General features: G+C 58.4%; 19 protein-coding genes. 9 read left to right on the forward strand and 10 right to left on the reverse strand.

What is annotated here, in order from left to right:
- Positions 1–134: 134 nt before the first annotated feature.
- The 6 genes from DTF_RS0107110 to DTF_RS22415 all read right to left on the reverse strand — a co-directional run bounded on the left by DTF_RS0107110 (position 135) and on the right by DTF_RS22415 (position 8,780).
- Entirely contained in the window at positions 135–3,842 is a 3,708-nt protein-coding gene (locus tag DTF_RS0107110) for a pilus assembly protein (protein WP_027714762.1), read from the reverse strand.
- Between the two features lie 23 nt (positions 3,843–3,865).
- Positions 3,866–4,375, reverse strand: coding sequence for a PilX N-terminal domain-containing pilus assembly protein (locus DTF_RS0107115; protein WP_027714763.1), 510 nt, complete (start codon positions 4,373–4,375; stop codon positions 3,866–3,868).
- Positions 4,376–4,384: 9 nt separating this feature from the next.
- Positions 4,385–5,314: a PilW family protein gene (locus tag DTF_RS0107120; RefSeq protein WP_027714764.1), complete on the reverse strand. Its 930-nt coding sequence runs from the start codon at positions 5,312–5,314 to the stop codon at positions 4,385–4,387.
- Entirely contained in the window at positions 5,311–5,748 is a 438-nt protein-coding gene (locus DTF_RS22410) for a prepilin-type N-terminal cleavage/methylation domain-containing protein (RefSeq protein ID WP_035056084.1), read from the reverse strand. Before DTF_RS22410 ends, DTF_RS0107120 begins: the two co-directional genes overlap by 4 nt.
- 169 nt (positions 5,749–5,917) lie before the next feature.
- Entirely contained in the window at positions 5,918–7,285 is a 1,368-nt protein-coding gene (locus DTF_RS0107130) for a sigma-54 dependent transcriptional regulator (RefSeq protein ID WP_035056087.1), read from the reverse strand.
- On the reverse strand, positions 7,272–8,780 hold the full coding sequence (locus DTF_RS22415; RefSeq protein WP_051361091.1) for a sensor histidine kinase: 1,509 nt from the start codon (positions 8,778–8,780) through the stop codon (positions 7,272–7,274). Before DTF_RS22415 ends, DTF_RS0107130 begins: the two co-directional genes overlap by 14 nt.
- Positions 8,781–9,049: 269 nt before the next feature.
- On the opposite strand from DTF_RS22415, the gene DTF_RS0107140 reads away from it, so the two are divergent.
- Both DTF_RS0107140 and DTF_RS0107145 read left to right on the forward strand, forming a co-directional pair.
- Positions 9,050–9,238 (forward strand): ferredoxin, encoded by a 189-nt coding sequence (locus DTF_RS0107140; protein WP_027714766.1) that lies wholly within the window; start codon positions 9,050–9,052, stop codon positions 9,236–9,238.
- Positions 9,239–9,328: 90 nt separating this feature from the next.
- On the forward strand, positions 9,329–10,519 hold the full coding sequence (locus DTF_RS0107145) for an MFS transporter (protein WP_027714767.1): 1,191 nt from the start codon (positions 9,329–9,331) through the stop codon (positions 10,517–10,519).
- Between the two features lie 84 nt (positions 10,520–10,603).
- On the opposite strand, the gene DTF_RS0107150 is transcribed toward DTF_RS0107145, so the two are convergent.
- Together DTF_RS0107150 and DTF_RS0107155 are read right to left on the reverse strand one after the other, a co-directional pair.
- Positions 10,604–11,623, reverse strand: coding sequence for a transglutaminase family protein (locus DTF_RS0107150; RefSeq protein ID WP_027714768.1), 1,020 nt, complete (start codon positions 11,621–11,623; stop codon positions 10,604–10,606).
- 209 nt (positions 11,624–11,832) lie between these two features.
- A complete protein-coding gene (locus tag DTF_RS0107155; protein WP_027714769.1) occupies positions 11,833–13,047 on the reverse strand; it encodes a TIGR00300 family protein in 1,215 nt (404 codons plus the stop codon).
- A gap of 59 nt (positions 13,048–13,106) precedes the next feature.
- On the opposite strand from DTF_RS0107155, the gene DTF_RS0107160 reads away from it, so the two are divergent.
- The 7 genes from DTF_RS0107160 to DTF_RS0107190 all read left to right on the forward strand — a co-directional run bounded on the left by DTF_RS0107160 (position 13,107) and on the right by DTF_RS0107190 (position 19,612).
- Entirely contained in the window at positions 13,107–13,739 is a 633-nt protein-coding gene (locus DTF_RS0107160; RefSeq protein ID WP_027714770.1) for a hypothetical protein, read from the forward strand.
- Positions 13,736–14,284 (forward strand): HDIG domain-containing metalloprotein, encoded by a 549-nt coding sequence (locus DTF_RS0107165; RefSeq protein WP_027714771.1) that lies wholly within the window; start codon positions 13,736–13,738, stop codon positions 14,282–14,284. Before DTF_RS0107160 ends, DTF_RS0107165 begins: the two co-directional genes overlap by 4 nt.
- A gap of 75 nt (positions 14,285–14,359) precedes the next feature.
- Positions 14,360–15,877, forward strand: a complete 1,518-nt coding sequence (locus tag DTF_RS0107170; RefSeq protein ID WP_027714772.1) for a bifunctional DedA family/phosphatase PAP2 family protein — start codon at positions 14,360–14,362, stop codon at positions 15,875–15,877.
- An 80-nt stretch (positions 15,878–15,957) separates the two neighbouring features.
- Entirely contained in the window at positions 15,958–17,001 is a 1,044-nt protein-coding gene (locus DTF_RS0107175; protein WP_027714773.1) for an agmatine/peptidylarginine deiminase, read from the forward strand.
- A 33-nt stretch (positions 17,002–17,034) separates the two neighbouring features.
- Entirely contained in the window at positions 17,035–17,919 is an 885-nt protein-coding gene (locus DTF_RS0107180) for a carbon-nitrogen hydrolase (protein WP_027714774.1), read from the forward strand.
- Positions 17,920–17,924: 5 nt separating this feature from the next.
- The gene (locus DTF_RS0107185) at positions 17,925–18,833 is read left to right on the forward strand and encodes an ATP-binding cassette domain-containing protein (protein ID WP_035056090.1); all 909 of its coding nucleotides are present in this window, start codon (positions 17,925–17,927) and stop codon (positions 18,831–18,833) included.
- Positions 18,830–19,612: an ABC transporter permease gene (locus DTF_RS0107190; protein WP_027714776.1), complete on the forward strand. Its 783-nt coding sequence runs from the start codon at positions 18,830–18,832 to the stop codon at positions 19,610–19,612. Before DTF_RS0107185 ends, DTF_RS0107190 begins: the two co-directional genes overlap by 4 nt.
- 176 nt (positions 19,613–19,788) lie before the next feature.
- Here DTF_RS0107190 and DTF_RS0107195 read toward each other — a convergent pair whose 3' ends face one another.
- Together DTF_RS0107195 and DTF_RS0107200 are read right to left on the reverse strand one after the other, a co-directional pair.
- Positions 19,789–20,400, reverse strand: coding sequence for a hypothetical protein (locus DTF_RS0107195; protein WP_027714777.1), 612 nt, complete (start codon positions 20,398–20,400; stop codon positions 19,789–19,791).
- 22 nt (positions 20,401–20,422) lie between these two features.
- Positions 20,423–21,130 carry a hypothetical protein gene (locus DTF_RS0107200; RefSeq protein ID WP_027714778.1) on the reverse strand — a complete coding sequence of 236 codons (708 nt, stop codon included), beginning with the start codon at positions 21,128–21,130 and terminating at the stop codon, positions 20,423–20,425.
- Positions 21,131–21,286: the final 156 nt, after the last annotated feature.

Consider the following 21,286-nt stretch of genomic DNA (forward strand, 5'->3'; position numbering starts at 1 on the left):
GGATTGCTGCCCTCTCGAGATTGCTCCCTGAATGGGGGATTCCTCCTGGCCACTGCATCCGCCGCTGAAAAGAAAAAAGGCAATCAGAAGCAGTGCGGCAGAGTTTCTATTTTTCAGGCTGTTCAGCATCAAAATCACCACGATAACCAGTAGATGGGGACAATGGTCCCTCCGGTGACAGGATCCTCGCTGCAGAGGCCGCCACCGCAACCGATCAGCAGTTTGGCATCGCCGCTCGGGGGCATGAGCACCACAAGTCCGGAAGGGATCCCCACACCCAGGGTAATTTCCCGGTCATCCCGGCGGAGCACCTTTCCGTCTTTGCTGAGGGCTCGACGGTTATTGTCGGTGTCTTCAAGATCATTGTTGGTATCGGGAGTATCGGCATTCGCGAAGTTCAACACAGCTTCGCCAGTCTTGTAATCCACCGCATACAGACGCGATACCCCCAGGTTCCCCGGCTCACAGGGGTCGACCGAAAGGCTGCTGTTGGGGGTATAGGTGGTGAAATAGGCCACCTTGTTGAACGCCAGGGGGGAGGCGAGAACCTTTTCTCCGGGGCGCCGGTTGAGACGGATGTACCAGCCAAGATTGGTTGCGTTATTCAAGCCATCGTTCCCATTGAGTATATCGTCAATTGTTTCCGCGGAGGTCGTATCGATTTGCAATTCATTTAGGGTGACGTCCTTGAAATTCGAATCGGTGTACCATTTCATGTCAGCGTAATTTCTGTCCTTGAAGGCGTAGAAACGGTTGACCGTTCCGGTATTGAGGGGGTGCTCCCGATCGCCAGTTCCGAAGAAAAGAAAAGTGTAGCCGTGCTCAAAGGTGACTGAGGGCCGGTAGAAGAACTTTGCGCCTGAGTAGTCCCAGAAGATCGGTTTCTGGGTCCAAGTGGTTTTATCGGTGTTACCCACATCAAAACGCCATATCTGTCCGCCCGTGTTGCCGACATAGAGACGATCGATTAAACCATTAAAGTCCGTGTCCAGCACCGCGATATCGGAAGCAAACGCGTAGTCGTACTTCAAAGCGGCATGATAAAGCGGATGAAAGGCCTTCACCAGCGTGGGGGATGATGGGACAACCGGAACTCCGCTGGTCACATCGGCGACCTCCAGGGCATAGACGGCCCTGCCAGTCGTCCGCGTCGTTCCAGTCGGAATGTCAGAGGGATTATAGGTCGACAGGCTTCCGACGCTGCCGCTTCCCTGTTCGGGAACGTCATAGGCTAAAGGGAACATCCAGCGATTACCGAAGCGGCTGTCCTCATAGGTGTCGTATCCTCCGCCGAAGAAGGCGACGACCTTCTGAGCCGTTCCTATCTTCATCTTGCCGAGCTGCGGCTCGCTCCAGGTTTCACCGAGCCGTTCGAAGCCAGAAGTGCCTGAATGGATGTGCCATTGCAGGGAAGGCGAAGCTGGATTGCTGACGTCCAGAGCGTAATAGGCATCCCCTCCCCGCCTCAGTCCGAACAAAATTATCACCTTGTCGTCGGAGCCGTTGTCGCTGTCGCCGTCGGCCGCCTCGGAAGGGCCGATATTTCCGTCATTATCCTTGTCGAAGATGTAGGAGACCGGCGAGGAATCGACAAAATAGGTGTGCTGGGTCGGCCGCTCGCCAAGCTCCTTTAAGTTGGGAACCACATTGTCGGGAATGAAGGCCCACGCCTCACCGCCGTCGCAGTCGCGAAAAGCATGAAGCATGCCGTCATTGGTCCCGACGTAGATCATGGTCTTGTTGACGGAGCAGTTGTTTTCGTTGGCCGTGGTAAAAGCATAATGATTGTAGTTGATGATCTGCGGTTTCGAGTGGAGGATGTCGCCCAGTATCCAGTCCAGCTTCTCGCCATTGATCTGATCGCCGTACGTTCCGTCACCGTCATCGTCGTAGGCATCATAGCCGTAGATGAAGTCGATGAGGGAATCCCTTGCCGCGTCACCGGCCACCCCCAGGTCCCCGGCGCTGACATTGGTGCTGTTGAAGAGATTGGAGCTGTCGGTCAGGTCTGTGGAGGTTCCCGTATTAGTATAGATCAGGCGCGTGGAAGGATTGCGCAGGAGCAGAATCTCGCCGGCGCCTCCTTCCTCCACGATCCCGGCGTCGGTGGTGGTGCTCCAGAAGGAAACGGCCGAGGCATTGAAGCTTCCATCTGCGAGAGTCGCTTCGACTCCGTTCTTATCGACGATGCGGTTCTGGTCGTCGATGCCGTATTTCTTCAGGTTCCCGTGCCAGGGGCGCTGTGAGATCGGCTTGAAAAACCCGAGGTAGACGCGCTCGCCGCTGTAAGTGCGGTTTTCGGGGCTGGTGGGAACGACCGGAGCGACAAAGGAGGTATCCGACTCATTTACGATATTGGCCATTGCATTGAGCAGCGCCTCGGTCAGTTCGTTTGAGTTATTGACGTGAAAATAGTCACCCCGACCGTGCGAGGCATCGGTAGCCCTTTTAAGGCGCATCACCTCGGGGGTTAGGAGCTGAATGATATGGGTCTGTATGCGCTCGGTATAATCGGTACTAATGTCCAAGTCGGTTTCGTAAAGATACTTGGTGAGGTCGTCGACGAAGCCCTGATTTCCGTCGCCGTCGAGATCCCCTATCGCCCGAGTCTTCGGGTTGTTGGTATCGGTGGCCCCGGTGGTCAGGACGATGATGAAATTCTTCTGGCAGGTATATCCGACAGGGTAGGGATAAGACACGTTGTCGCTGGCGATCTTGTTGCTGCTGTCGTTATGGCCGGTGAAATAATAGGAGACGTCGTGAAAGAGTTCGTTTACCGGCTGGTTGTTGGAACCCAGAAGAGTGATGCCGGCAATCGCGGTCTGCAGTGCGGAATAATTGGTCGGACCGTCGTCCACCGGCACGGTGCCGGGGTCATCAGGGTCGGTGAGTGCAATCTTTTGAATGGGCCGAAGCACCTTGCCCCCTGCGTTGTTGTCGCCGAAAACCATCAGCCCGAAATTCACGCTTGGACGGGCCCCCTGCACCACTTGGGCGAGGGTGTCCTTGACCATGTCGATAATATCGCCGGGGAGAGCCCAGGTCACCCCTCCGTCCGTGACGGAAGAGCCCGGTGAAGTGGGCCATGTCGGTTCAGTCGAACCTGAAGTGCCGGCGACGGAGCATTCAAAGATATAATCGGTCCCGTCGATAGCCTTCCTTATCAGGTCGCCGACCTCATAAGCAGTGTCGGCCGTCCAGGCGGGATTCGCCACCTGCCAGGTAACCTCGTTGTCTGTGACCGTGGCTCCGGAAGTGGTCGGCCAGGTCGGCTCGGTCGAACCGGAAGTGCCTCCCACGGTGCATTCATAGATGTAGTGAGTACCACTCTCAACCCGCCGGATTAAATCGCCGACGGCGTAAACCGTCTCAGCCTGCCATGCGCCGGTGGGCGTATTGATATAGTTGAGGAGGTTTCCCAGGAAAAAGTTCCCCGACTGACTGGCGGTACAGCTGCCATCGTTCTTCTTCAACGGACCGGCGAAATATCCGGTCGTCTGCAATGCGGTCTGGGCGTCGCTGCAAGTGACATCGGTGGTCACGTCATCGATATACTGTACATAATTGATGACGCCCCCGGTGGCCGTCTTGCGCTCATAAACCTTATTGTTGACATAGCTGCCCGGATAGGTTTGAACCGGATCATACACCTCTCGGCTGCCGGACTGTTCCATTCCCGCGCTGTTATCGACTACGAACAGAACATTGGGCCGAAGATATTCGGTGGTGGCGCTATAAATGGCCGAATCACCCACGAATTGATCGAGCGACGCCAGTGCGGAAACCGGAGCGGACAAGACGCTGCCGAGGCACAGCAAAAAGATCATTGAATAGCGTTTCATCGATATACTCCGTCTGCTCGGGTTTATTTTGGAACAATTCGCGAAACCTGGGATTCGACGCGGACCGTTGAATTTCTTGGACCTTGGGCCGTCACCGTGACAATGTAGTAGCGGGCCTGAAAAATGGTGGGATCCGAGCCGGTTCCCGGCGGCAGTGCGCCGCTGGTGAGGTAATCAACCTGGTTGATTTCCCCGCTTTTCAAGCCGCTGTTTCCAACGGCGATGTGGGTCGCGTAATCGCCAGTCAGGGCAACGGGAAAATCCGTTGTCGGGCGGTCGAAAATATCCTTATTGGTGTATCCGTACTCCACGGCCCTCTCGGCCGCAAAAAAAGCCTCCTTGGCCGTCCGGTAATTCCCTGATATCCCGATCTCCGAAGTCGACGTCGACAGGGCGAGAGCGCCGAGGATGCTCATCACCGCCAGCATGGTGAGAGCCAGCACCAGCGCGATTCCTCTCTGATTCCCAAGGCACCGGCAAACGGCCGAAGGCTCTCTTTTTTTAAATTCTTCAGATTCCGCCTGATGACGCATTATTGCCCCCTATCTGTTCCTCAGCATGATCACGTTCGTGATACTCCTGGTCTTGTCTCCCGCGAAGAACTGCCCCTCGCGGAAGCTGTCAGCCGTCCCCGTGATCGTCACCCGCACCGCCTTGATCTCATCCCTGTTCGAAGCGACGCCAGCGGTTGCTTCAGGGGAATCGTCCATGAGATAAGTAAGGACCAGACTCGTGATCCCGGAGGCCACTACCTGAGCCCCTTGGCTGTTTTCCCTTCTATTGACTTCTCCAGCCTCGAGGAAATACTCGATGGTGTTCGGGACATTAACAGTGTCATCTGTCAGGACGATGACGTCGCCTGACTTGAAGGTCTCATTGGCCTTGGATTCGGCTGTCAAGGCTGCGGAAAATCCCGAGAGGATGATTCTGCCGTTGACCGTATCTCTATTTGTCACAACGAATTGGGATGAAAGAGGCTGGCTCTGATTGGGAGGACGTATGATGCGCACGAAATCACCGGCCTCGAAGAGATCGACCATGGCCGCCGAGCCCACGGTGAATCGGGCCTTGTTCGCATCGCCGCCGGGAGGCGAGGGCTGGGGGATGACGTACTCCTCGCTCGCAGGGGTCACGGTCGTATCATCGTCGATCCGGAGCGACCGGCCGGCGGCCGAGGCCGTCCGGATCGTGAAGCGGTCGCCCGTAACCGGATTACTTGGGGCATTGGAAATAGGAGTGTTGCCCATGGGGACCATGAACCCTGCCATCCGGATATCCCTGGCGATGTGGTCCATGGCGATGCGGAGGTTCTGCTGCAGCTCCACGACCTCATCCTGTGTGTAAGCGGAGTCTCTGGTATTTCGATAGAGACTCATGATGGCCATAGTCACCAGGCCCATCATTGCCATTACGATGAGAATCTCGACCAGAGTGAATCCTCGCTCCTCCCTTTTTTGAGAATTCCTTTTCATACCAGCCTCTTGAACCCGACGAGGGTAATCGAACGATTACTGTTTCCCGAATCTATTCCGGTGACGACAACGGTAATCTGAGTCAGGTTGGTCACGCCATTGGCATTGGCCACGACGGAATAGGTAGCGCTGTAGGTGCCGGCGGTGCCAAATGTTCTTGTGCTCTGCACCCCGGCGGTTTCGGGGAAGAAATCCCACAGATTTCCGGATGAGGAGCTATTCAGAACCGGGGTATCGACATCCCAGGCCAGAATCTCCTCCATGATTCCTTCTGTCAGGGCGGTCGCGGCGGTAAGGGTATTCGAGTCCGAGTTGGTCCCGATAGCGGTAATTTGCATCCCGGCCACCGCAAGCAGACTGATGGCCAAGATCGTAATCGCCACCAGCATTTCAGCCAGAGTGAAACCTTTTTCACATTTTATGAGATTGCCCATTTCCTCATCCTTTTGAAGGATCATGCTGTCACAGAAGGGACCCAGCAAATTATGTGCCGGAATAACTTGCGACTCTAACTGTTTTGAATGATAAGAGTTATTTATTCCGGTCAGGACCAAAAGTCAGCGAACCACGCAATTTTTGCGCAGATTCAGAGAATCCATCGATTCATTCGATTCCATATTCCTTCATCTTGTACAAAAGAGCGCGGAGACTGACTTCAAGAAGCCTGGCCGCCTGGGTCCTGTTCCCGCCGGTCACCGAAAGAGCCTTACGGATATACTCCCGCTCCAGCCGCATGGAGGCCTGCTTGAGAGAGTATTCTCCGTTTGCTTCCCTCTCCCGCCGGCGGACTTCCCACGGAAGTGCTGAGCTCTCGATCACCGCATCGCGGCAGAAGATCAGAGTTTTCTCCAGGAAGTTTTCCAGCTCTCGGATATTCCCCGGCCAATGATAGCTCCGCAGGATTTCCAGGGCATCGGGGGCCAGGGAAGGAACGGAACGCTTCTCGCGAGTGGCAATTTTGCGGAGGAAATGCTCGGCCAGAGGCGCGATATCCTCTCTCCTGTCCCTCAGGGAAGGAAGGTGCAGTTCAACGACATTCAGACGATAATAGAGATCCTCACGGAATCGCCCATGGTCAACCTCCTCCCGCAAATCCCTGGCGGTGGCAGCCAGCATCCTGACATCGATTTTGCGGGGTCGGGTCTCGCCGACGCGGCGCACCTCCCCTTCCTGCAGAACGCGCAGCAGCTTGGGCTGAAGCTCCAGCGGCAGCTCACCGATCTCGTCCAGGAACATCACTCCCCCGTCGGCAGCCCCGAAGAGCCCCTGCTGTTCCTGTTCGGCGCCGGTGAAGGCACCCCGGGCGTGTCCGAAGAGTTCGCTCTCCATCAGGCTGGCGGTTATGGCGCTGCAGTTGACGGCAAAGAACGGTTTTTTCCTGCGGTTCCCTTCGGCATGAAGCGCCCGGGCAATCAGTTCCTTCCCGGTACCTGTTTCCCCGGTGATCAGGACGGAAGAAGAGGAGTCGGCCAGTCTGCGGACCAGCGCAAGGATCTCTTTCATGGCGTCGCTTCGGAAAACGATGGCCTCAATCCCTTTTATCGCACCGCTTCTTGCCAATTCCTCCTTCAGAAGGGCATTCTCACGCCTGAGGCCGAGCCGCTCCTCGGCTTTTTTCAGGGTCAGGATCACCTCGTCGGGCTTGAAGGGTTTGGAGATGTAGTCGTAAGCTCCGAGCTTCATGCATTCGATGGCCGTGTCCAGCGTCCCGTAGGCGCTCATCATGATCAGGGTGGCCGGACTCTGTCGTTTGGTGAATTCCCGAATGAAGGAGAGGCCGTCCATCCCCGGCATGCGGATGTCGCAAAGGATCAGGCCGAAGGGCTCCTGTTCCATCAATCCGAGCGCCGTCTCTCCGTCCGCCGCTTCGTAAACCCTGTATCCGCCCTTCTCCAGGACCAGACGCAGCATGTGGCGCATCGGTGACTCGTCATCCACCACCAGAACTTTTGCGGTATCAGTCTTTGTCATTATCAATCACCGCCCTTCTCAACCATACAGTGAAGGTGCTCCCCTCTCCTTCTGCCGAACGGACATCTATCCGGCCCCCTGCTTCCTCAACTATCCTGTAGCAGACCGAAAGCCCGAGGCCTTTTCCTTTGTCAGGTGGTTTGGTGGTGTAAAAGGGATCAAATATGTGGGTCATGACCTCCGGGCTCATCCCCATCCCCTCGTCGGCGATGGAGAGCCGGACTTCATTACCGTCCACCCCCGCCGCGAGGCGGATCGTTCCTCCCGGGGAGGAGGCGTCCCGGGCGTTCAGAATCAGGTTGACGAACACTTGAAGCAGCTTATGACGGGCAATGAATACGAGAGGCAGCGAAGAGGGCAGATTGTCGATGAGATTCAAGTCGGCAAGAACACCCTGATGAACCAGGATATCCCTGGCCTCTTCCAGCACGGTCACCGGATCCAGCAATTCCGGCGGGGCGGCGACGGGAGAGGCATAATCGAGAAGATCCCTGACCAGTCGGTCGATTCGCTGTGCCTCGGCCAGGGAACGCACCAGGATTTCCTTCTCCCTTCCCGGAGGGAGCTCGCTCCGCAACAGCTCGAGATATCCGACCACCGCACCGAGGGGATTGCCGATCTCATGAGCCATGCCCGCCGCCAGATGGCCGACGGAAGCCATTTTCTCCGACCGAATGAGATCGTCTCTCGTCCGCCGCAGCTCCTCATTCGCCTGGCGAAGAGAAACAATGGTGGTCTCCGTCTTTTCCCTGCTATCCTTGAGAGACGTGATCATCGCGTTGAAGGAGGCGGCCAGATCTGCGATCTCCCTTGGTCCATCCATCGAGAGGAAATGGTCCAGATCACCCGCGGCAACCTGCTGCGTTCCCCGTTGTAGACTCAGTACAGGGCGGACGACCGTTCGGCTCAGCAGATAGATACCGAAAAGGACCAGAACCGTACCGTAGAGTGCGAAATAAAGAAAAAACAGCTTGTATGCGGACATCATCCGCAGCCGCAGATCCGTCAGGGAGAATTTAGCCTGAAGGGCGCCGACAAATTCATCTCGATCCCGCAAAGGGCTCGTTATGAGCAGATAACTTTCCGGGGCTTCGACAAAAGGAAACCAGGCTAGCGGGTAATGGGCTTGCACTGCTGGTTCAACGGCGTACCTTATCCGGAGAAATTCACTCTTCTCTAAGGGTGGATTCTCTTTTCGGGAACTCCCGGCAAGAGGAATCAAGTTTCGATCCACCAGTTGCCAACTCTCAAGCGCTCCTTCTGCTAAGCCGGATTGCAGCAAGTCTTCGGGTTTTAGATCCTGTTCATTCCGAAGAGCAACGGAGAGAGCGCGGGAGATGATTTCCACCGTTCCGGTCAAACCAGTTATTCTCTGGGTGACCAGTTCCTGTTCGGCGAACTTGAGCAGCAGAAATCCAGAAAACAGAAGTGCAGCGGCTAAAAGGAGCGAAATATTTACAATGATCTCAATCCGAAGACCGGTCGCTTTTTGCACCTGGCACTCTCTTGCTTGTCTTGATTGAAAAAGTCGTGGTCAAAGGGCTAAAGACGTTGGCATTTTATGTCACTTCGGACCTCGCCCTGCATCCGAAATCGGTTATTCGGAGGAGATATTTCTCCAAGCTTTTTTAATTGCTTGGGATTTTACAGGAAAGTATATTGTTTTACAAAAAAACTTGTCGAAGGTAGAATCCTGGGTAGTCAAGACCTACGCTAGCTGATAGTATTCAGCCACTTTTTGAATGGAAAAGGAACCCGAATCCCATGCCCCGCATACCCGTCGTCGACAAAGAAGCCTGCATCTCCTGTGAAGTCTGCACCCACATCTGCCCCGAGGTTTTTGAAATGCAGGCAGACGGCAAGTCGGGCGTCCACAATCCCGCCGGCGCCCCGGAGGAAAAGATCGAGGAAGCCATGGACAATTGCCCCGTGGCCTGCATTCATTGGGCATGAATCCGGGACGAGGGACGAGGGACGCGGAACGAGAAATGCCTTCGCGCCCGTTTTTTTCGCGTCCCGCGTTCCGCATCCCGCGTCCCTTCCTTGACTAACATCCCCAAGCTCTACGCCTTCTCCTTCCTCAAGATGGCTCTGTTTCCCATGGCCATTATCACCCTCTTCTGGAAGGATCACATCGGCCTGAGCCTGACGCAGATCCTTCTGCTGCAGGGGATCTTCTCCCTGGCCACCCTGCTGATGGAATACCCTTCGGGTTATCTCAGCGACCGCCTGGGGTACCGCGTTTCCCTCAATCTGGCCTCGGTGCTGGGCATTGCTGGGTGGACGGCCTACACGCTGGCCGGCTCCTTTGCCGAGGTGCTTTTTGCCGAGATCCTGCTGGGGATCTCCTACGCCTTCATCAGCGGCTCCGACAGCGCCCTGCTCTTCGAGACCCTGCGCGCGGAAGGAAATGAGGAGTTCTACGCCCGCTACGACGGCCGCATGACCGGCTATGCCCAGGGCGGCGAAGCGGCCGGGGCCCTTTTTGCCGGAGTTCTCTATGCCGCCGCCCCTCTGCTCCCCTTTCTGATCCAGATCGGCGTCTGGGTGGTCGCTCTGGGCATCTGCCGCACCCTGGCCGAAGCGCCCGCGGAGAAATCTTCCGCCGTCCAATCCCACCTTGCCGAAGCTCTGCAGACCTGCCGCCTGGCCTTCATCGACAACAGGCACCTTCGTTACACCATTCTGCTGGCCGCCGTGCTCGGGCTATCCTCCTTCTTTCCCGTATGGCTCATCCAGCCCTACATGCAGCAGAGCGGCGTGCCTCTGGCCTGGTTCGGGCCCGTCTGGGCCGGCGCCAATCTGACCGTCGCCCTTTTTTCCCTGGTCAGTCACCGCTTTAGCTTTCACCTCGGAAACCGGGGAATGGCCATCCTCTTCCTGGTCCTGATCGCGGCGGGATATTTGGGGTTGGGGCTGGTCGAGGGGGTCTGGGGATTCCTCTTCTACTACCTTCTTACCGCCATGCGTGGCCTGCAGGGACCGATGCTGAGGAATCAGCTCCAGATCGCCGGCCAGCGCAAAAACAGGGCCAGCCTTCTCTCCCTGAAATCTCTGATCTTCCGCCTTCTCTTCGTTATCAGCGGCCCGCTGGTGGGCCACCTGGCGGATACTTCCGGACTGCGGCCGACCTTTCTGCTCACGGCGGCCGTGCTCCTCCTTCTCCTTCTGCCCCTTTCTATCCTTTTTCTTAAAAACCTTCCATTCCAAAGAAGCACAAACATCACTTCCTGACAACGCCTCACGCCTCACGAAAAAAGGGGACGGCTCCCCAAGGAACCGTCCCCTTTTTTTAACCTGCCGCCAAAATAGCGAGTCTCAGTTTTCCCGGTACGTGATCATGTATTTAAAGGTTGCCGGGTCCAGCCAGTCGAGGGTTTTCCCCCCCATCTGGGCAAAGGGATACATCAGATAATTGACCGGCTCGCCCTGTTGCGGCGGATTAAGGATCAGATCCCTCCCCTCGCCCAATTTCACCCGGTAGGGATCAACGCCGCCCCAGAAATACGCCCTGGCTTCGGCGACCGCAGCATCGGAGAGCTTGAGATTTTCCACGAGCATCTTTTTCCTCACGTCGGCGGGGTCGACGGGGACCCAGCCGTAGCCGGGCAGATAGAACTCGGCCCAGCAGTGCTGCCATCCTGAGATATCCTGCACGGGCTCTTTTCCCTGGCGGATTCCGAAAACTTCTCGGGCCGGCACTCCCGCCGCCCGGGCAAGGGCGATATAGACGGAACTGATGTCGGCGCACTTGCCGCCGGGCCTTTCCAGAAGGACGCAGACGTCGCCGCTACCGCATCCCCGGGTTTCCGGGTCCCGGTACATGTTCTCGATGATCCAGTCGTAGATGGCTCGGGCCTTGCCGAGAACCGTGGTCTGTCCTGCAGTGATGGTGTCGGCCAGTTTTTTCACCTGACCGTCGATGGGGCCAAGACGGGTGGGGGCCAGATACAAGGCATAATCGGCCGGGTCCCAGGCGGCTTCCCTGGTCGGAAAATCGCGGCGGATCACCTCCTGCCGCTCCACGGCGAAGGAGAGATTCAGTCGACGGCTCTTGGCGCCTTCGTCCCAACGGGCAAAGAGCATGGGGGTTCCAAAAGTCCGGTCGGTATAGACCGCTGCTTCGGCATAGTCGCCGGAGAGCCGGATCTCGCCGATCTTCTGGTCATTGTCCGATACCGGATACGGGATCCAGAGTCGGGCTTCCTCCCCACTGGCGTGGCCGGAGAGATCGAACTCCATGGAAATCTGTCCTGAACGGCTTGCCGCACCGGCTTGCGGAACGGCGAGAGAACAGGTCAACAGCAGGACCGGCAACAGGGCAAAACATTTTTTCATGGTACTCCTCCAGATAGAAGCTCAATTTGGGCTCAGAAAATAACAGAATTCCTGCCGGTAGTCCAAGTGATAATTTCGATATTTCTTATTCATCCCATAGGCAGATCCAATGGCAAATTCTTTTATCTCACGCGAAGACGCGAAGTCGCGAAATAAATCCGAATCTTTTTGGAAATTTTCGAGTTCTTCGCGGCTTCGCGTGAGAATGGTTATTCGTTTTTCAGCCCTGCGGCCAATTGCTCGAGGAACGAGGCGGCGTCCATGACGATCCCTATCGATTGGCGGCTGCCGCGGTCCTGCAGCTTGGTGACCGCCCCGGGATTGATGTCGACGCAGACGGTGAAAACCCGGGCGGGGAGGAGGTTGCCGGTGGCGACGGAGTGAAGGGTGGTCCCCACCATGATCGCCATGCCGACGGCGGGGACGTACCGGCGCATGGCCTGCTGGGCGGCGAGAACGTCGGTGATGACGTCGGGAAGGGGACCGTCGTCGCGGATCGATCCCGCCAGAACGAAAGGCACCCCGCGGCTGACGCAGGCATGCATCACCCCTTTCTTGAGCAGCCCCGACTCCACCGCCCGGGCAATGGAGCCCTCCCGGCGGATCGCGTTGATGGCCCACAGGTGATGGGCATGGCCCGCAGGAAGAGGGGAAGAGCTGTCCACGGGCACGCCCAGCGAGGTGCCGAGAAGGGCCTGTTCGATATCGTGCGCGGCCAGGGCGTTGCCGGCAAAGAGGATATCCACCCAGCCGTCGTGGATCAGCTTCTCAAGAATCGGGGCGGCGCCGGTGTGGACAACGGCCGGACCGCCGACCAGAAGAATCTTTTTTCCTTCCTCCCTCACCCTTCGCATGGTGCGCAGGACACGGTGAAGCAGGGGGCCTTTGGGCTTTTCGGCCGACACCTCACTGGCCATGAATCGGAATTCCGGCGATGCGGACTCCTGAGGCAGGGTGCGCACCCGCACTCCCTGCTCTCCGACCACCACCAGCTCTCCCTTTCTTACCTCGGCCATGGGAATGCCGCGTGCCGAGCGCCGTTCCGGTGAGACCACCACCGCCAGATCCATCTCCTCGCCATCCACGGTGATCCATTCCTTATCCACCAGCACTTCTGTGGGGAGATTGGTGGTGGCGTAGAACCTCTCCGGCAAAACGCCGTCGGCCGGTGCGGTTTGGCAAACCGCGGGGGCTGAATCAAGCAGCTCGGCCCCCATCTCCCGGACGAGACTCACGGCCTTTTCCATGAGCCGGGCGTTCTCGGCGAAGATTCGGAGAACCGCTTCGCTGGCATCCTGTCGGGTCCGGCCGACACGAAGGGAAAGAATCTCGTGGGTCGCGCCGGCGACCGAAATCGCGTCCAGGACCCGCGAGAGGACCTGGTTGTCGATGAGATGTCCATACAAGCGAATATCCCTATCCATCTGCGCCCTCCCTTTCGATCCAATTATAGAGGATTTCACGGTTATGGCATAATTGAATCATGAAACCTGTCCGCTGGCTCACGCCGTATACTCTGGCCGTTACCATCCTCATCATCCTCACGGGCTGCATGCCGAAATCCGGAGGAGACAACGGACAGGAATACGTCGAAACCTACTACATCGACACTCCGAACGGTTTCGCCATGGCGTACCCCGCCGCCTGGATTAAAATCCGGAGGGGATACTCGTCCGTCGCCTGGAAACCGCCCACCGGAGAAGACGGAGCGGCGGAGGTCATGGCCACGGTCACCTCCCTTTCACCCTCGGAGGTGCCCGGAGGGTACGACCGGATGCTGCGTGACTTCGCTTCGGCACATTCCGGGTTCGTCATCACCTCCGAAGAGCAGATAGAAGGCCCTGGAGGAACGCCCGCCCTTCGGGTCATGGGCCGCACCCCGGACCGCGTCATCCTTGTCTATTTCATCACCGCCCGCCTGCGAGCCTTTACCGTTGAGTTTTCCGCTCCGCCACAGTGGTTCGACACCTATCAATTCATTTTTGTAGAAATGGCCGATTCCTTCAGGGTGCTGGATAAGGACGCTGGAATACTGGAAACAGAATACAGAATGCAGGCTTGCTCGTGGCATTTAGACTTTATTCTCTATTCTGTGTTCTGTATTCTGGTCTCATGAATCCTCTAGCTCTGATCGAAAAATACTACCCGCCGGGTACCGACTCCCATCGAATTCTGCTTCGTCACAGCACCCAGGTGGCCGAAAAAGCCGTTGCCGTCGCGCGCCGGCTTGAAAATCACGGATCGATCGACGTCTCCTTCGTGGAAGAGGCCGCCCTGCTCCATGACATAGGCATCCTCCTCACCTCTGCCCCGCGAATCGGCTGTCTTGGCGATCACCCTTACATCTGTCATGGCATTCTAGGCCGCGAGATTCTGGAGCGGGAGGGGCTGCCCCGCCACGCCCTGGTCTGCGAAAGGCACATCGGCGTCGGCCTGACACTCGAGGATATCCGAGAGCAGGGCATTCCCCTGCCAATGCGCGAGATGCTGCCCCGGACCGTGGAGGAAGAGATCGTCGCCTATGCCGACCTCTTCTTTTCCAAATCCACTCCCGCCGGCAATCGCGAACGCACCGTCGACGAGCTCCGCAGCAGTCTCTTCCGTTATGGAGAACACAAGGTGATCGTTTTCGACGCCTGGCACCAGCGCTTTACGGGGTGAATCCGTACCCCTTGCTCATCGTTCGGAGCTTCGGACGGGCTCTGCTAAAATGGAAGCAATCGTGCGGAATGGCAAATGGAATCATGGCTCCAGGAAACTCTCGGATGGCTCCCTTCGGGGGGACCCTACTATCTGCTGGTCGGGCTCATATCCTTTCTGGAATCCCTGGCCGGAGTAGGCATCCTCGTCCCGGGCAGCGTCCTGATCGTCGTGGCCGGTTTTCTGGCTGCCCATGGAAAAGGCAGCTACCACCTCCTGGTGATCGCCTCCGCCCTGGGAGCTATTTTCGGGGACCTTCTCAGCTACTGGCTGGGAGGCCGCCTCGGCGAGGCTTTGCGTCAGAAAAAGCTGTTTCAAAGCCGGCTGCATCTGTTGCAGAAAGCAGAGCTCTACTTCGCCTGCCATGGCGGCAAAAGCGTTTTCATCGGCCGGTTCGTCGGCTTTCTCCGCCCCTTCATTCCCTTCGTCGCCGGCAGCACCCGGATGCCGCCCCTCCCCTTCATTCTCTATGCGCTGGTGAGCGGCATCCTCTGGGGGCTGGCCTACCCGGGGCTGGGTTATTTCTTCGGCGCCAGCTGGAAGATGGTGCAGATCTGGACCGGGCGGTTCAGTCTCTTCATCGCCCTGATCGTCGTCTTCTTCGCTATCGATGCCTTTTTCTGGCGCTGGATCGCACCTCGCCTCGCCGATCTCGGCGTCAGGGTCTGGTTCAGATGCCGGAGAAGCTGGGGGAGCTTTGTCTCAAGGCCCCGGGTCGCCGCCTTCCGGAGCAGGAATCCGTGGGTCTGGAACGCTCTCGCCGAGCGATTTACCCTGCGCAGGGGATCGGGACTGTATCTCACCACAGGCTTTGCCTTCAGCGCCCTTTTTGCCGCACTCTTTCTCTGGCTGGTCGGAGCCGTTCAGCTTTATCAGCCCCTGCTTCTCCTGGACCGGAAGATCTACGCCCTGCTGCGGGAGGCTCACCATCCCCTGGCCGATACGATCTTTTCCGTCATCGCCCACTTCGGCAGCATTCCGGTCATCGCCATGGTCGGATTTCTCCTTCTTCTCTGGCTGGTCCTCAACAACCGTGATTTCTCTGCGGTGATCGTTATCGCCGGCACCTCAGGGGGCAAACTTCTCGTGCTGGTGCTGACCGCCGTTTTCGGTTATTCCCGGCCAGAGGCCGCTTCGTCGGCTCTGGAATCCTTTTCCGCCGGCTTTCCCAGCGCTCACGCCTTTCTCTCCCTGGTCTTTTATGGTCTTCTCGTCTACATGCTTCTGGATACAGTGAACAACTGGAAAACCCGCTTCAACCTCGTTCTAGGCGGCTCCTTTGTTGCGCTTCTCATCGGATTTTCCCATATTTACCTCGGCATCGACTGGTTCAGCTCCGTCATGGGTGGATTCGCCCTGGCGGCGCTCTGGCTCACCTTTCTCATCACCGCCTCGGAAATGCGCCGACGGTATGCCGGTGAATTCCCCTGGCGCTCCGGATGGCAGCCGCTGCATCTGTCGCCGGCCGTCCGGGGAGCCATCATGGCGCTCGCCTCGGCAGCCGCACTCGGGGGCATTGCGACCTACCTTTATGATCGCTTCAGCGGGATGTGAACGGCAGGAAAGAATTGCAAAAATCGGCGGTTTTTAATAGGATGCGCCAGCAGAACAACGAAATTCGAAACCGAGGAAAGATGAAAAGAAGATTGCCGGCCGAATGGGAAGAACAGGACGGCGTCCTGCTCGCCTGGCCCCACGAACACAGCGACTGGCACCCCCAACTGGAAGTGGTGGAGCCGGTCTTCATCGATATCGCCCGCGAGATCAGCCGCTTCGAGTGGGTGCTGATCGTCGCTCCCGAGGAGGAGCGGGTCCGCGACCGGCTTCGGAGAAGCGGAGCCCGGATGGAACGGATCTCCATCGTCGAGCTTCCCACCAACGACACCTGGAGCCGCGATTTCGGCCCGATCACCGTCTTCGAGTCCGGCCGCCCCCTGCTCCTCGACTTCGGCTTCAACGGCTGGGGACTCAAGTTTGCAGCCGACCTCGACAACCGCATCACCCGCCGCCTGCACGAAGCGGGGGTCTTCTGCGACCTCCCCTGCACGGCCCAGGGTCTGATCCTCGAAGGGGGGGCCATCGAGAGCGACGGAGAAGGGACACTTCTGACGACGGCCGAATGCCTGCTCGACGCCAACCGCAACCCGCATCTCTCCCGCTCCGATATCGAACGCGAATTGAATGAGCGCCTCGGCGCCGAGCGGATTCTGTGGCTGGAGAGCGGTTATCTGGCCGGCGACGACACCGACTCCCACGTCGACACCCTGGCCCGGCTCTGCCCCGGCGGCACCATCCTTCACGTCGTCTGCGACGACGAGAAGGATGAGCATTTCGCCGCCCTGCGCCAGATGGCCGAAGAGCTGAAGGCCTTCCGCACCCCCACCGGCGCCCCCTACCGCCTCATTCCCCTCCCCTGGCCGGCTCCCCGGTTCGACGAGGAGGGGCAGCGCCTGCCCGCCACCTACGCCAACTTCCTGATCATCAACGGTGCGGTCCTCGTCCCCACCTACCGGGATGCCCGGGACGCCGCGGCCCTCGATGCGGTCGGGCAGGCCTTTCCCGATCGTGCTATCATTGGTGTCGACTGCCTCCCCCTGATCCTCCAGCACGGCTCGCTCCACTGCGTCACCATGCAGTTGCCGAAGGGCGTGTTGAGCGTTTCAGGTTTGCAAAGCTGACTAGAAATGAATCCTGAACAAAATGGAAAGACAATGAATAACCTGAAAGTCGGATTGATCCAACAGAGTTGCACGGCGAACCGTGAAGAGAACATTGTCAAGAGCCTCGCCGGCATCCGCGAAGCGGCCGCAAAGGGGGCCGGGCTCGTCGTCCTGCAGGAGCTGCACGCCGGTCTCTACTTCTGCCAGAGCGAAAATACTGACCTCTTCAACCAAGCCGAGCCGATCCCCGGCCCCGGTACCGAGATCTTCGGCGCACTGGCTAAAGAGCTCGGGGTGGTGATCGTCGCTTCACTCTTCGAAAAACGCGCGCCCGGACTCTACCACAATACCGCCGTCGTCCTGGAGAGGGACGGCTCCATCGCCGGCGTCTACCGCAAGATGCACATTCCAGACGACCCCGGCTATTACGAGAAATTCTATTTCACCCCCGGCGATCTCGGCTTCAATCCCATCGACACCTCCGTCGGCCGACTCGGGGTGCTGGTCTGCTGGGACCAGTGGTATCCCGAAGCGGCGCGCCTGATGGCCATGGCCGGGGCCGAAATCCTGATCTACCCCACCGCCATCGGCTGGGACCCCAACGACGAAGCGTCAGAGCAGCAGCGCCAGCGCGAGGCCTGGATGACCGTCCAGCGCGCCCACGCGGTGGCGAACGGCATTCCGGTCGTCGCCGCCAACCGCATCGGCTTCGAGGCCGATCCCACAGGCCACACCGCCGGCTCCCGGTTCTGGGGGAGCAGCTTCGTGGCCGGCTGCCAGGGAGAGCTTCTCGCCCGGGCGGGCGATGAGGCCGAAGAGATCCTGATCGCGGAGATCGACCCAGCCCGCAGCGAAGCCGTGCGCCGTATCTGGCCTTTCCTGCGCGACCGCCGCATCGACGCCTACGGCGACCTGCTCAAACGCTACCGCGACTGAAGCCCATGGCCGTCGTCGAGGTCGAAAACCTGCGCAAGACCTTCGGCGCCTTAACGGCCGTCGACGACATCTCTTTCGGCGTCCAGGCGGGAGAATGCTTCGGCCTGCTGGGCCCCAACGGCGCCGGCAAAACCTCTACCATCCGCATGCTCTATGGCTACAGTCCTCCCTCCGACGGCAATCTGCGGATTTTCGGCCGCGACCTGACAGCCAACCTGCGAGAACTCAAATACCGGATCGGCATCTGCCAGCAGGAGGACAATCTAGATCCCGACCTGACCGTCTTTGAAAACCTCCGGGTATTCGCCCGTTATTTCGATCTCCCCGCCGACGAGGCCGCGGCCGAATCCGACACCCTGCTGCGATTCTTCGGCCTGGAAGGACGCGCCGGCTCCAGCATCCAGGAACTCTCCGGAGGGATGAAGCGGCGCTTGGTCCTGGCCCGTTCCCTGATCAACCGGCCGGAGCTGCTGATTCTGGATGAGCCGACCACCGGCCTCGACCCACAGTCCCGCCACCAGGTGTGGGACCGCCTCGAGGAGCTCAAAAGGCGGGGAATGACCATCCTTCTCACTACTCACTACATGGAAGAGGCCGCACGTCTCTGCGATCGTCTGATCATCATCGACCATGGCCGGGTGCTGGTCGAAGGAAGACCGGCCGACCTGGTCCGCCGGCATGTCGGAGGGGAGGTCATCGAAGCGGCCGCGCCGGACGGCGCTGTGCGGAACTTTCTCCGGGAACACAAGATCGCCTTCGAGGATCTGGGGCACCGCCTGCTGATCTACCAGGGGGCCGATGAGACCCTTTTCGAGCGGCTGACCAATGATTTCTGCCGCGAGGGATGCACTCTGCGGCAGGCGACGCTCGAGGACGTCTTTCTGCGCCTGACAGGAAGGGAGCTGCGCGAATGAAGAGAACGGACCTTTCCTGGCGCTTCATCCGGATATGGCAGCGCAATCTCTCCGTCTACCGCCGCACCTGGAAGATCAGCTTCCTTCCTCCCCTCCTGGAACCGCTCCTCTATCTGGCCGCCTTCGGAGTCGGCCTCTCCGCCCTCGTGGGGACCTTCACCTTTCGCGGCGCCGAGATCTCCTACGTCGCCTTCATCACACCGTCCCTGCTGGCGATCACCATCATGTACAACGCCTTTTTCGAGACCAGCTACTCCTCCTTCGTGCGCATGTACTATCAGAAGACCTTCGACGCCATGCTTGCCACCCCACTCAATCTCACCGAGATCATCACCGGCGAGATCGTCTGGGCCTCGACCAAGTCGGTCATCGCCGCCGTCCTGATGCTGCTTGTCGTCAGTCTTTTCGGCCTGGTCCACTACCCCTCGGGACTCCTGCTCATTCCCCTGGCCGTTCTGGGAGGACTGGCCTTCGCCGCCGTCGGCATGGTGTTTACCAGCATCGTCCCGAACATCGAGACCTTCAACATCCCGATATTTCTCTTCATCACCCCCATGTTCCTCTTCAGCGGCACCTTCTTCCCCCTGGAGAACCTCCCCCTCTGGGCCGGGATGCTGGCGCGCCTCCTTCCCCTCACCCACCTGGTCGATCTCAGCCGGGCCGTGGTCCTGGGGTACTGGGACCCATCGCTTCCCTGGAGTGCCGCATATCTGGCCGTCTTCTGCCTGATCTTCTTCCCCCTGGCGATTGCGCGGATGCGAAAGCGCCTGATCCACTGAAGGTTTCGGGAGAGGGAGAAAATCTCCAATTTCGGGCATTTCTGCCATGTTGCCGAGGCCGATCAAAAATGCCCGGATGCAAGGCTCCCGAAATCCTTCTGAATAAGGCGTACCGAAGGTACGTCGTTGAAGAAGGATGAGGGGAACGCCGCAGGTGGGCGTTTTTCATCGGCCTCTCATCGGTCTCGCAGCAGAAGTCCTCCTTGATAGAGCAGCCAGAACGCCCCCATCTGTATGACATGATAGAGATCATTGTGGTTGAAGTGGGCATGCAGGGCAAACCCTGACGCCTGAACGCCGGCACCGACGAACGAGACCATGATTCCACCGACGATCCAGGGGGCGCTTTCTTCCCGTCTCTTCCAAAATGCGAACCCCTGCAGCAGGAGAACAAATATCAGGGTCGGTACATAATCGTAGATGACATAGCGGAAATCGTTGTGGGTAGCCATCCAGGCGGCATAAAGGATGAATTTGGAGCCGGCAAGGACAAGGAGCACGCGTCGTTGGGTTTCGGCCACGGCGGCGAAAATCGCTCCTGCGAAGAGAAAGAGACTGGCCAGGCCGACCGCGTACACCGTGACTTTCCAGAGCAGCACAGCGGCCGGGGGGGAGAGATAAAGGAGGAAGCCGTGATAGGTGCCGCCGGCCAGAGCCGCCGCCGCCGAGGCGTAAAAGGCCAGAGACCACATCCGGGTCGACATCTGCCCCGGATGTCCGCTGCGGCCCAGCCGCAGAGCGAATACCAGCACCAGGGCCGCCAGCAGGTAATCTGTGAGGAGGGTCATCGGTTCGCTGACAGACATCTTGCTAAAGACCGATGGGGAAGAGAGCTGAGGAGGCGATGCTATGCACCACCTTGTTGATGGTCCGATTACCGCGATCGGCAGTGACGTGAGCCATCATGTCCTGGATGGCGATGAGTTTGCCGAAGAGCCTCTCGAAACTGAGGTTCGCCTCCTCGCCGGGAAGACTGTTGGTTCGCAAAAAGGGTGCTCCCGCTTCATTCAACCGATTGCTCAGCCTCCAGACCACGATTTCGATATTGCGGGCGCTGTTATAGAGCTTCTGTTCATCCAGAGAATCGAAAAGAAACTGCTCACGGCGATTGTCGTAGGCTTCCAGCATCATCCCCCTGAGGCCCGCCACAAGGGCTAAAACACGGTCGCCATCAAAGCCGGGATCGAAACAGAGATCCATGGCGGCAATACTGGTGCGGTTGCCCAGTTCGGCCGAAGGCGGCATGGGAGATGTCCCGAAAACCTGCAGCAATCGACTTTTGATCGTCTTGCCGGGCGTCCCCGCCAGCTCCCGTGGATTGCGTTTGTACAGCTTGATCATCAGGGTGCGCAGCAGCTCGTCAGCCTCGCGGAAATGGGCATCGGCTACCAGGTCGACATCCGATTTAGCGATGTTTTTCAGCCGGTAGGAACGTGTACCGCAGGCCGGAAGGCAAAAAAGGAGTGACGAGAGGATCAGGAAGGTACAGGCATATCCCGGCAGTGACCGCGCCATCATTGCATGAGCCCTCCAAATGAGATGGAAATTGGAAATAACTTAGCCAAGGTTGATGCACTCGCAAAAACTCAGAGGATGGCTAAGGCATGGTGGTTTTTCAGGGGCGAAGGCATACATCAGGTATGTCGAGGTCCTGAAAAAACGCCGTAACGCCGT

The organism is Desulfuromonas sp. TF (genome assembly GCF_000472285.1).
GTDB lineage: Bacteria > Desulfobacterota > Desulfuromonadia > Desulfuromonadales > ATBO01 > ATBO01.

Bases quoted from the DNA above. Each gene is read 5' to 3' on its own strand.
- DTF_RS0107110 (WP_027714762.1), bottom strand. From the start codon at position 3,842: ATGAAACGCTATTCAATGATCTTTTTGCTGTGCCTCGGCAGCGTCTTG.
- DTF_RS0107115 (WP_027714763.1), bottom strand. From the start codon at position 4,375: ATGCGTCATCAGGCGGAATCTGAAGAATTTAAAAAAAGAGAGCCTTCG.
- DTF_RS0107120 (WP_027714764.1), bottom strand. From the start codon at position 5,314: ATGAAAAGGAATTCTCAAAAAAGGGAGGAGCGAGGATTCACTCTGGTC.
- DTF_RS22410 (WP_035056084.1), bottom strand. From the start codon at position 5,748: ATGGGCAATCTCATAAAATGTGAAAAAGGTTTCACTCTGGCTGAAATG.
- DTF_RS0107130 (WP_035056087.1), bottom strand. From the start codon at position 7,285: ATGACAAAGACTGATACCGCAAAAGTTCTGGTGGTGGATGACGAGTCA.
- DTF_RS0107140 (WP_027714766.1), top strand. From the start codon at position 9,050: ATGCCCCGCATACCCGTCGTCGACAAAGAAGCCTGCATCTCCTGTGAA.
- DTF_RS0107150 (WP_027714768.1), bottom strand. From the start codon at position 11,623: ATGAAAAAATGTTTTGCCCTGTTGCCGGTCCTGCTGTTGACCTGTTCT.
- DTF_RS0107155 (WP_027714769.1), bottom strand. From the start codon at position 13,047: ATGGATAGGGATATTCGCTTGTATGGACATCTCATCGACAACCAGGTC.
- DTF_RS0107160 (WP_027714770.1), top strand. From the start codon at position 13,107: ATGAAACCTGTCCGCTGGCTCACGCCGTATACTCTGGCCGTTACCATC.
- DTF_RS0107165 (WP_027714771.1), top strand. From the start codon at position 13,736: ATGAATCCTCTAGCTCTGATCGAAAAATACTACCCGCCGGGTACCGAC.
- DTF_RS0107170 (WP_027714772.1), top strand. From the start codon at position 14,360: ATGGAATCATGGCTCCAGGAAACTCTCGGATGGCTCCCTTCGGGGGGA.
- DTF_RS0107175 (WP_027714773.1), top strand. From the start codon at position 15,958: ATGAAAAGAAGATTGCCGGCCGAATGGGAAGAACAGGACGGCGTCCTG.
- DTF_RS0107180 (WP_027714774.1), top strand. From the start codon at position 17,035: ATGAATAACCTGAAAGTCGGATTGATCCAACAGAGTTGCACGGCGAAC.
- DTF_RS0107185 (WP_035056090.1), top strand. From the start codon at position 17,925: ATGGCCGTCGTCGAGGTCGAAAACCTGCGCAAGACCTTCGGCGCCTTA.
- DTF_RS0107190 (WP_027714776.1), top strand. From the start codon at position 18,830: ATGAAGAGAACGGACCTTTCCTGGCGCTTCATCCGGATATGGCAGCGC.
- DTF_RS0107195 (WP_027714777.1), bottom strand. From the start codon at position 20,400: ATGACCCTCCTCACAGATTACCTGCTGGCGGCCCTGGTGCTGGTATTC.
- DTF_RS0107200 (WP_027714778.1), bottom strand. From the start codon at position 21,130: ATGATGGCGCGGTCACTGCCGGGATATGCCTGTACCTTCCTGATCCTC.